Origin of the sequence: Paenibacillus praedii, assembly GCF_049725345.1 — a bacterium.
Classification (GTDB): Bacteria; Bacillota; Bacilli; order Paenibacillales; family Paenibacillaceae; genus Pristimantibacillus.
The window spans coordinates 217,939-228,153 of the sequence record NZ_JBMWAM010000004.1 but is presented as its reverse complement, the minus strand read 5'-3'; the positions used below and the strand labels follow the sequence as shown (position 1 = coordinate 228,153).

Genomic DNA, 10,215 nt, shown 5'->3' with positions numbered 1-10,215 from the left:
ATTAGCATTCGTTTCCGAATGTTATCCCAGTCTTACAGGCAGGTTACCTACGTGTTACTCACCCGTCCGCCGCTAAGTTTCAGAGGTGCAAGCACCTCTGAAACTCCGCTCGACTTGCATGTATTAGGCACGCCGCCAGCGTTCGTCCTGAGCCAGGATCAAACTCTCCAAATTGGTGTTTGACTTGCTCATTACTTCACTAGCTATTTAAAACATTGTTTGGATTTTGACGTGATCCATTTGTTCAGTTTTCAAAGAACTTGCTGTCACAGTTTGTCGTGACAAGAAAATATATTATCATCTTCATTCGATGTTGTCAACAACTTATTTCACATTATTTTGTGTTTTGTTTCGTTGTTAACCGATGTCTCAGAAGCGACAAGAAATAATATAACATCTGTCCAAGCACTTTGCAACATGAAAAATTATACAATTACTATTATTGAAATATCGCCTCCTTACATCATAAAGAGCCCATGCAGCGCATGGGCTCTTTATTTACAAACACAATCGGTGGTTAAACCGTTTCACCTAGGAGACGCAAGAGCTCCGCTTCATCTTCAATAACCGTGATTCCTAGCTCATGGGCCTTGGTCAGCTTGCTCCCTGCGCTTTCACCCGCAATAACGAAATCGGTTTTTTTGGAGACGCTGCCTGAAATCTTAGCTCCGCAGGCTTCGAGCTTTTTTGCCGCCTCGTCTCGCGACATCGTAGGAAGCGTTCCTGTCAGAACAACCGTCTTGCCGCTGAAAATGCTGTCTTGTCTTACGACAGGCTGCTGCTCGACTTCGGCCTTCACGCCAAGCTCGCGCATACGCGCAATGCTTGCCATAATAATGGGGTCATTAAAGAAATTGACGATACTTTCGGCAACGATACCGCCTACATCGGGAAGAGCAATAAGCTCATCGGCTTGCGCCTGCATAATCGCATCCAAACTGCCGTAGTGCTCGGCTAGCATTTTGGTCGTCGCTTTCCCCGTATTCGGAATACCAAGGGCAAATAAGAAGGATGCCAGCTCGCGGTCCTTTGATTTTTCGAATGCGTCAAGAAGCTTGCGTGCTTTCTTCTCGCCAAAGCGCTCCAGCTTGATGAGATCATCATAGGCTAGCGCATAAAGATCAGCCGGGTCACGAACCTCGCAATCCTTATACAGCTGCTCCGCGGTCATTACACTGAATGTATCGATATCCATCGCATCACGGGACGCAAAGTGCGTAATCCGTCCGATAATTTGCGGCTTACATCCTAACTTATTGTTGCAGAACAAGTGCGCGCCACGCTGCTCCAACTCCGTTCCGCAGGAGGGACATGCGGTTGGGAAAACAATTTCACTGCCAGGCTCCTCATCCGCTTTGCCTAAAATTTCTGGAATAACATCATTAGAGCGCCGGATAGCCACAAGCGTGCCTAAAGCATACTTCAGATTTTTGCGCTCGATGTCGCCGATATTGTTGAGCGTACAATTTTGTACAGTTACACCAGCAAGCTCAACAGCCTCAACCCGGGCAACCGGGGTTATTTTCCCCGTGCGGCCTACTTCCCACGACACCGACTCCAGTATCGTTGTTGCTTCCTCCGCTTCAAATTTGAAGGCAACAGCCCAGCGCGGGAACTTATCTGTGTAGCCCAGCGCCTCTCGCGTGCGCATATCGACAACCTTCACAACGGCACCGTCAATGAGAAAATCCAGCTCTTCACGTTGACCGATGACGAGAGCCAGCTCAGCCTGCACCTCTTCAATCGTATCTTTATAGGTTACATAAGGGTTCACTTTGAAGCGATTATCCCGCAAAAACTGCTGCATCTCGCGGTGGTCCGTAAACGACACGCCGTCAGCGTAACCGACATTATAGAAGAAAGCGTTCAGCTTCCGCTCTGCCGTAACCTTCGGATTGAGATTGCGAAGTGCGCCTGCCGCTGCGTTACGAGCGTTTTTGAGCGGCTCCAGGGCCGTTTCATTATATTTCGCCAGCACCGAAAGCTGCATAATCCCTTCACCCTGCACTTCAATAATGCCATTGGTAAAAGGTATCGTGAGCGGTACGGAACGAATCGTCCGCACCTGCTGCAGAATGCCTTCGCCAACCGCACCGTTGCCGCGCGTCGCTGCTTGTACCAGCTGTCCGTCCTCGTAGGTCAGGTTAAGCGTCAGCCCGTCGAATTTCAGCTCGACCACATAGGTCGGCTGAGGCAGCGGCTCCTCATCGGGGTGCTTCACGTTGTAGTCCGCAATCGCCTTTAGGAGCCGTGTATTCCATGCGAGCAAGTCCTCTGCGTCCTGCGCTTTGTCAAGACTCCACAGCCGAGCGCGATGCTTGTAAGGCTCGAAGCCCTTTAGAAGCTCCCCGCCTACCCTCTGCGTCGGCGACTCTGGCAGAATGGTGCCGGAGACGGTTTCCAACGTGACAAGCTCATCGTAAAGCTTGTCGTATTCCGCATCACTTATCGCAGGCTGATCAAGTGTATAGTATTGATAATTATGCTCTGTAATGATCGCAATGAGCTGTTGCATCCGTTCGAGCTGAGCGTTCACGAGAGGCTCCTCCTTCTAATCGTACAAATTAACTGATCAACCTTACACTTTCGTTATCGGCGCGAAGCCGGCAAGCAGCCGCTTAATGCCTACCGGGGCAGGAAAAGCGATCTGAAGCTCCATGTCGTTGCCCGTCCCTTTGACGGATACAACGACGCCTTCCCCCCACTTGCCGTGCGCGACACGATCGCCGGCTGCAAAGCTGCCAGGCGCGGCCGGGCTCGCCGCACCGCTCCCTTGGGCCGCCCGAGCGGCGTCCTGGAGCGGCGTGCTCACCCGCACGCCGCCTCTGCCGCCCATCGCGGCCGGGCTCGTTCCCCCCATACCTGGGGAACGGACTCCTTGCGCGCCACTGGCTGGCACGCGCCCCGGGGAACCAGCGCTAGTGCCGCTGCGCCCGATCGCGCGGGAATAACCGCCTCCGGCCGAGACGCCTTCCCTTACGCTTTCCGGGATTTCCTGCAGGAAGCGCGATGGCATGTTACTGCCCGTGCGGCCAAACAGCGTCCGCATTCTCGCACAGGTCAAGTATAGCCGCTTCTCGGCGCGGGTAATCCCCACGTACGCGAGGCGGCGTTCCTCCTCAAGCTCCTCGTTGTCGGTAAGCGCGCGGCTGTGCGGGAATATGCTTTCCTCCATGCCGACAATGAACACGACAGGGAACTCCAACCCTTTGGAGCTATGCATCGTCATTAGGACCACCGTGTCATTGCTCTTCTCTGATTCCGCTTCATCCTTATTCATCGCATCGATATCCGCGATTAAAGCCAAATCCGTCAAGAACGAAATCAATGTCCGGTCCTCGTTGCGCTTCTCGAAATCCATCGTAACCGACAGAAACTCCTCAATATTTTCTAGGCGCGCCTTCGATTCAAGCGTGTTCTCCTGATGAAGCTCCATTCGGTATTGCGAAAGCTCCAGCACCTTCTCGGTGAGTTCTGTTACCGATAAGTAATCCACCATTCTCGCCAAATTATCGATGATCTCATAAAACTCGCGAAGCAGCGTTCTCGTTCGGCCATTGACCTCCACATCACCTAGATTATTCAGCACTCTGTAAATCGACGTACCCCGTCTTGCCGCTTCATCAGCAAGCTTGCCGACCGTCGTATCGCCAATGCCCCGCTTCGGCACGTTAATGATGCGCTGCAGGCTAATATCGTCGTCCGGATTGGATACGAGCCTCAAATAAGCAAGCAGGTCCTTAATCTCTTTACGGTCGTAGAACTTGACACCGCCGACAATTTGATACGGAATGTCCGATTTAATGAGAATTTCCTCTATCACCCGCGACTGCGCGTTCGTTCGGTACAAAATCGCATGATCCGAGAACTTGTAACCCTTGGTTACATTTTTGCGGATCTCGCCGCTGACGAAATAACCTTCCTCATGCTCCGTATCCGCCTGATAGAGTGAGATCAGATCGCCTGCGCCTTGATCCGTCCACAGCTTCTTCGGCTTCCGGCCGCTATTCAGCTTAATGACCGCATTCGCCGCATCAAGAATGTTCGAAGTCGAACGATAATTTTGTTCCAGCATAATCGTCCGCGCTTCCGGATAGTCACTCTCAAAATTCAAAATGTTCGTAATGTCAGCTCCGCGCCACCGATAAATCGACTGATCGCTGTCACCGACGACGCAAATATTATGATGCTTATCCGCCAGCATGCGTGTGAGCATATATTGCGCACGGTTCGTATCCTGATACTCATCCACGTGAATAAAGCGGAATTTATTTTGATAAAAATCAAGCACCTCAGGTACTTCCTTGAACAATTTGATTGTCATCATGATCAGATCGTCGAAATCGAGCGAGTTGTTGCTTCTAAGCCGCATCTGATATTTCGTGAAAACCTGCGCCACGATACCTTGAAAATAATCACCGACCTTCTGTTCATACTGCTCCGGTGTGATCAACTCATTCTTCGCTCCGCCAATCGCCGCCTGTACGGCCTTCGGCTCGAATTTTTTGGTGTCGATATTCATGTCCTTCATGCAATTGCGAATAACCGACAGCTGATCTGACGAGTCCAGAATGGAAAAGCTCGATGTAAAACCAATCCGGTCAATATCTCTGCGCAAAATACGTACGCACATCGAGTGGAAGGTGGAAACCCAAATATCCCGGCCCGAGGGCCCAACTAGTGCGCTTACCCGATCCTGCATTTCCCGTGACGCTTTATTCGTAAAGGTGATCGCCAAAATACTCCACGGCGCCACACGCTTCTTCTCTATTAGATATGCAATGCGATGCGTCAGCACACGCGTCTTGCCGCTGCCCGCTCCCGCCATAATAAGCAAAGGCCCATCAGTCGCCAGAACAGCCTCCCGCTGCGGCGGATTTAGCTTTTGCACCGCTTCTTCGATGCCTAAATGATTCAACATGCTCCGACTCCTTTGTTCGCATATGTTCGCCTTCTCTCAGTGTAGACAACGACTCCCCTCTGTGTCAATTTGCCTCTTCAAAAATATTTCTTATAAATTTTCCCTCTGTTGTACTAAGCCTTTGAACATGCATAAAACGCCTTCCGGCCGGTTTCCCGTACAAGAAGGCGTTATAGGAATTTCTTAGGCTGAACATCGTGCTTTTTAACGATAGTTAGTCGTCAACGAGTCATTGCTTCTAAGCGCGTTCAGCTATGATCTCCTTAACAGCGTTTACTGTTAACAGCGCTGATGCTAAATCCGAGTAAATAATGTTGCCAACGACAACGGTATGAGCCGCTTCCGCCGCTTTCCTTGCTTTGTCTGCGTCATCAATTCCGCCGCCATAGAATAGCTGCGCGTTCACGATTGCCGATTTTGCACGCTTCACAAGCTGCATATCGCCAAAGCGTCCGCTGTATTCCAAATAGATGACCGGCAGTCTCATAAGACGGTCCGCCATGCGAACGTGCGCAATAAGCTCGGCTTCGCTTAGATCAGTCTGCGCACCCGTCAGCTTCGCCGCTGTAGCCGCCTCATTTAATATAATATATCCTTGCGCCGCTGTCTCTTCCCATGGAACAAAAGAGCCGTATTCCTCAAGCCCCTTCGTTTGCTTGCCGTTTATCCATTCCGCCCGGTCCGTGTTAAGGACGAGGGGCACGAAATACCCGTCAAAGCCAGGAACAGCGCCTTCCATCGTAGACACCTCAAGCGCGCAGTCCACAGCATATCTGCGAACCCGCGCCATAAGCTCCACTGTATTTTCAAAAGTAACTCCGCTGGACCCGCCCACTATGACCGCATCGGTGCCTGACGTACATATCGCATCAAGCGCTTCATCCGAAAGCTCCCGATCGGGGTCAAGCTTAAACACATGCCTCCAGCTGGAAAACCAAGTCTCGCTCATGATTAATCATGCCTCGATTCTTCACCATTGATCCAATTATTTCACTAATCGGCCGATTATTTCACCAGCTGCCCGCGCGTTACGCCGAGCTGATTGATCGCCTTCAGACTACGCCATACCTGTGTTCCACTGATGCGGCCGTCTAAAGCGTCGCGATACAATGACAGCACCTCCAGCACCTTGTCCGGCGTTTCTTCAAGGAATTCGACGCGGAAGTTGGATACGCCCAGTCCGACAAAATTGCGGATATACTCTGCGCCAGACTGCTCAATCGCATTGTATACCGTATTGCGGCAGCCTTCATCGACACGAACCGGATGAGCCATGCCGATTCGATCCTGCAGTGAAGCGCGCTTCTCCTCGCACGGACGGCCGCAGTTCGTATAATCTGTTCCTTCGCTCATAAACGTACAGTATACGCAATGCTCTGTGTGGAACATCGGCAAATGCTGATGGATCACGACCTCAAGCCTCGACGTATCCGAGCTTTCAAGCAAATCAACCATCTGCTGAATGTTCAAGTCATACGAAGGCGTAATCAGATCGAGACCAACCTCGCTGAACAGGTTCACCGCTTTATGGTTCGCTACATTAAGCGAAAAATCGCCGATCAGCTTAGGAAACGGCTGATTGGGATTGGCGGCACGAGCTCTCAAATAATAGTAGAGCGCGCCTGTGTTGCGAACGAGCACAGCATCTGGCTGCAGCTTGAGAATATTCGCATGGTAGCCATTCTCCCCAGGCATATGAATACGCGGCGTAGCCAGCGCAATCGGCTTGCCCGCTTCACGAGCAGCGGCCACGGCTGCCGGGAATTGCTTAATGAATTCAAAATCCGCATAGATATAAGAAACATCGGTTTTCACCGCTGCCTGTACCTGCTCAAGAGTCCGGCAAAGCGCAGTAAGCTTCGCATCCTTGCCGCTGCGCGGCGCTACTATATCCTTCTTCGCCATTCCATTCTCAAATACGTCAGCACGCGTATTTACCTCGCGTTTCACATAGACCGGAGGTTTCGGACGCTCGCCGGAGAGCAGCTCAACCGCTTCGCGGCGCAGCCGGTTCAGCTCGCGTATCGGTACGATCAGATCGCCCTGCAGCTCTACCTCAAGCTTATCCAGCTGATAGAGGGTGCCTCCCAGTCGACCAAGCTGCTCCTCCAGCAGCGCGGCATCCATCGGACGCTTCTGCGCTTGCTCGAGCTCCAGCTCGGATACAACCTCTACGGTCGTCCCCTTCTGCACATCCGTCCACCATGTGCGCATGGGCTGCCCCAGCGCGCCGGTTACACGAACATGAAGCGGAAATACACGATACGGCTTTTCCGTTTCGAAGGTTGCTCTCAACCGTTTATCCAGCGCCGGATCGTTCGTCTTCCATACGCGGTCGCCTACATGCACCTTGCGCAAATCAACATCGTTCCGGCCCGCCACCAGTTCAATCAACGTGCCTTCCTGCGCTTCTCCTTCAATTTTCACACCTTGGCGGCGAATATCATAGACACGGCCGCCCTCTTCCTTCTTCGTCGGGTCGCCAGCATCGAATACGATGCCGTCGCCGCGCTTCAGAGGCGCTTCGATGCGCAGCGTAACCGCATCGCGCATGATGCGCTCTACCCGGCCAAGATAAACGCCCCGGCTTTTCGGGAACGTGCCCTCTACGAGCTGCTTATTGTTCGTTCCCGACAGAAAACCGTGCGTAAAGCCGCGCGAGAAGCTTTGCTGCAGCTCACGCACATCCTCCACCGACGGCTTCGACAAGTCCCCGTCAAAATATTTATCGATCGCGCGTCTATACTTGCTCACGACATTCGCGACATATTCCGGACTCTTGAGACGTCCTTCAATTTTAAATGACGTTACGCCTGCTTGGATAAGCTCCGGCACAATGTCAATCGCCGCCAAATCCTTCGGCGACAGCAAATACGCAATGTCTCCCATCGGCTGAATCTCGCCGTCGACCATTAGATCGTACGGCAGCCGGCAGGCCTGAGCGCATTCGCCGCGGTTCGCGGAGCGGCCCCCCCACATTTCCGAGGTGAGGCACTGTCCGGAATACGATACGCATAATGCGCCGTGGACGAACACCTCCATTGGCAGCTTCGCCTGCTCGCCAATCGTCCGAATTTGCTTCAGGTTATTTTCGCGTCCCAGCACGACTCGTTCCAGATTGAAAGGCTTCGTGAATTCTACCGCCTCCGGCGACGTTATCGTCATCTGAGTCGAGCCGTGAATCGGGAAATCCGGCGATAGCTCCCGAATCAGCTTCACGAGGCCCAAATCCTGGACAATAACGGCATCAACACCGGCATCAATACACATTTCAATCAGCTTCTGCGCGTCTTTCATCTCATCCTCAAATACGAGAATGTTAAACGTGAGGAAGCCCTTTACGCCGTACGTATGAAGAAACGCCATAATTTCCGGCAGCTCCTCGCTGCGGAAGTTATTCGCGCGGGCACGGGCATTAAACTTTTCCACGCCAAAAAATATCGCATCGGCGCCGTTTGCCACTGCCGCCCGCATGCAATCCCAATCGCCGGCCGGAGCCAGCAGTTCTATATCCGATCTTAAAATCGTTGTTGTCATAATAATTTTTAATCCCTCTCATTCTAGAAAAGCTGCTTCTACTATATTAGCAAACCGCGAACGTCTAATCCACCACACAATAATGCCAGTTTCATTTCCTGGTTCTAAAAATAGAAAAATACTCACGCTTGCGCTTGTTTTGTTATGTTGTTATGCAATTTTGTTAAATTCAATTTCAATTATGTGTTGCGAATCGAGAAGTGGTATAATAGGAGCGACTGCTAAAACAATCCATACGATGGATTCGGGAGGTAAAGTAACAAATGAAATTAGGAGTATTTAGCGTACTTTTCGCACAAAAGCCATTTGAGGAAGCACTGGACTATATTGCCTCCAAAGGGCTCGAAGCAATTGAAATCGGAACAGGCGGTTATCCTGGCAACGCACATTGCGATCTTGACGGATTGCTTGCTGACGAAGGTAAACTGAAAGCGTTTAAGCAGGCCGTAGAATCGCGCGGACTGATGATCAGCGCACTTAGCTGCCACGCGAATCCGCTTCACCCGCAGAAAGCCATTTCCACCGAGCATGACGAAATCATTCGTAAAACGATTGAGCTAGCCAACCGCCTTGAGGTATCCGTTGTGAACACGTTCTCCGGCTGCCCAGGCGATCATGAGGATGCGAAGTATCCGAACTGGCCGGTAGCTCCTTGGCCTAACGATTTCCAAGATATTTTGAAATGGCAATGGGAAGCGAAAGTTATTCCTTATTGGTCTGAGATCGGCAAGCTTGCTACAGCCGGCGGCGTAAAAATCGGCCTTGAGCTTCATGGCGGCTTCTCTGTACATAGTCCTGCGACATTGCTTCGTCTGCGCGAAGCTGCTGGCAATGCGATCGGCGCTAACCTCGACCCAAGCCATATGTGGTGGCAAGGTATCGATCCGGTACAAGCGGTACACATTCTTGGCCGTGCCGGCGCGATTCACCACTTCCACGCGAAGGATACAACGATTGACCCGATTAACGTGAACCACCATGGCGTAACCGATATGCAATCCTATGCGCTTATGCTTGATCGCGCATGGCAGTTCCGTACCGTCGGATACGGTCATGATATGAAAACTTGGGCAGACATCCTTAGCGCCCTTCGTTTGGTCGGCTATGACTATGTTGTCAGCATTGAGCATGAAGACGGCCTCATGTCCGTTGACGAGGGCTTCACAAAGGCTGTTCAAAATCTTCAACAAATTCTTATCCGCGAGCCGCTCGGCGAGATGTGGTGGGTATAAACAACAGAAAGGTCTGCCGGACTTGTCCGACAGACCTTTTTATTGCGATTGTTAGATTATGCTAACCAAACCTTCGTGATCATAATGAAGTCGATTAACAGGAACAACGCGAGAGAAACGCCTGTAAAGCCGATCGCAAACAAATTTTTCTTTGGACGAGCGCTTAAAAGCCTCACAAATCCGATGGCAATCAATACCGTAAAGGCAAGCATAAACCAGTCGAACGTATGAATCTTACTTACTTCTTGAGCTGCTTTTTCTGCTGCTAAAAACATGAAGGGACCTCCTTTTTTTCGCACGTAGCCTATATTACTATATGTTAGCTTTAAGTTGCTGCAGACGCAAGTATGAAATACCATTCGTAACAAGTTTGTCACGATTTATTAAAAACTACTTCATTATAATGTTTCCGTATGAAACGCATAATAAAGACTTATTTAGCTGCTTGCTCACATCCATTGTCGCTATACTTAAAATATGTTACGATCAAACTAATCTATATTCATACCTATTATGTCGGATTTA

The 10,215-nt window shown here is 51.0% G+C and carries 6 protein-coding genes and 1 rRNA gene; 1 reads left to right on the top strand and 6 read right to left on the bottom strand.

Going from position 1 to position 10,215, the window contains the following annotated elements; all coding sequences use genetic code 11:
• The 5 genes from ACO9K6_RS06325 to ACO9K6_RS06305 form a co-directional block, all read right to left on the bottom strand.
• A 16S ribosomal RNA gene (locus ACO9K6_RS06325) occupies window positions 1–174 on the bottom strand; the annotation flags it as partial.
• A gap of 343 nt (window positions 175–517) precedes the next feature.
• Window positions 518–2,515, bottom strand: a complete 1,998-nt coding sequence (ligA, locus tag ACO9K6_RS06320) for an NAD-dependent DNA ligase LigA (RefSeq protein WP_424766701.1) — start codon at window positions 2,513–2,515, stop codon at window positions 518–520.
• Window positions 2,516–2,578: 63 nt separating this feature from the next.
• Window positions 2,579–4,921 carry a DNA helicase PcrA gene (gene pcrA / locus ACO9K6_RS06315; RefSeq protein WP_424766688.1) on the bottom strand — a complete coding sequence of 781 codons (2,343 nt, stop codon included), beginning with the start codon at window positions 4,919–4,921 and terminating at the stop codon, window positions 2,579–2,581.
• A gap of 238 nt (window positions 4,922–5,159) precedes the next feature.
• Window positions 5,160–5,870 (bottom strand): heptaprenylglyceryl phosphate synthase, encoded by a 711-nt coding sequence (gene pcrB, locus ACO9K6_RS06310; protein WP_424766687.1) that lies wholly within the window; start codon window positions 5,868–5,870, stop codon window positions 5,160–5,162.
• Between the two features lie 56 nt (window positions 5,871–5,926).
• Window positions 5,927–8,458, bottom strand: a complete 2,532-nt coding sequence (locus tag ACO9K6_RS06305; protein ID WP_424766686.1) for a U32 family peptidase — start codon at window positions 8,456–8,458, stop codon at window positions 5,927–5,929.
• Window positions 8,459–8,721: 263 nt separating this feature from the next.
• Here ACO9K6_RS06305 and ACO9K6_RS06300 point away from each other — a divergent pair, with 263 nt between their 5' ends.
• Window positions 8,722–9,690, top strand: a complete 969-nt coding sequence (locus ACO9K6_RS06300; protein WP_424766685.1) for a sugar phosphate isomerase/epimerase family protein — start codon at window positions 8,722–8,724, stop codon at window positions 9,688–9,690.
• 56 nt (window positions 9,691–9,746) lie between these two features.
• Here the strand turns inward: ACO9K6_RS06300 and ACO9K6_RS06295 are convergent, their stop codons facing one another.
• Window positions 9,747–9,965: a hypothetical protein gene (locus tag ACO9K6_RS06295; protein WP_424766684.1), complete on the bottom strand. Its 219-nt coding sequence runs from the start codon at window positions 9,963–9,965 to the stop codon at window positions 9,747–9,749.
• Window positions 9,966–10,215 lie beyond the last annotated feature (250 nt).

Bases quoted from the DNA above. Each gene is read 5' to 3' on its own strand.
- ligA (WP_424766701.1), bottom strand. From the start codon at position 2,515: ATGCAACAGCTCATTGCGATCATTACAGAGCATAATTATCAATACTAT.
- pcrA (WP_424766688.1), bottom strand. From the start codon at position 4,921: ATGTTGAATCATTTAGGCATCGAAGAAGCGGTGCAAAAGCTAAATCCG.
- pcrB (WP_424766687.1), bottom strand. From the start codon at position 5,870: ATGAGCGAGACTTGGTTTTCCAGCTGGAGGCATGTGTTTAAGCTTGAC.
- ACO9K6_RS06305 (WP_424766686.1), bottom strand. From the start codon at position 8,458: ATGACAACAACGATTTTAAGATCGGATATAGAACTGCTGGCTCCGGCC.
- ACO9K6_RS06300 (WP_424766685.1), top strand. From the start codon at position 8,722: ATGAAATTAGGAGTATTTAGCGTACTTTTCGCACAAAAGCCATTTGAG.
- ACO9K6_RS06295 (WP_424766684.1), bottom strand. From the start codon at position 9,965: ATGTTTTTAGCAGCAGAAAAAGCAGCTCAAGAAGTAAGTAAGATTCAT.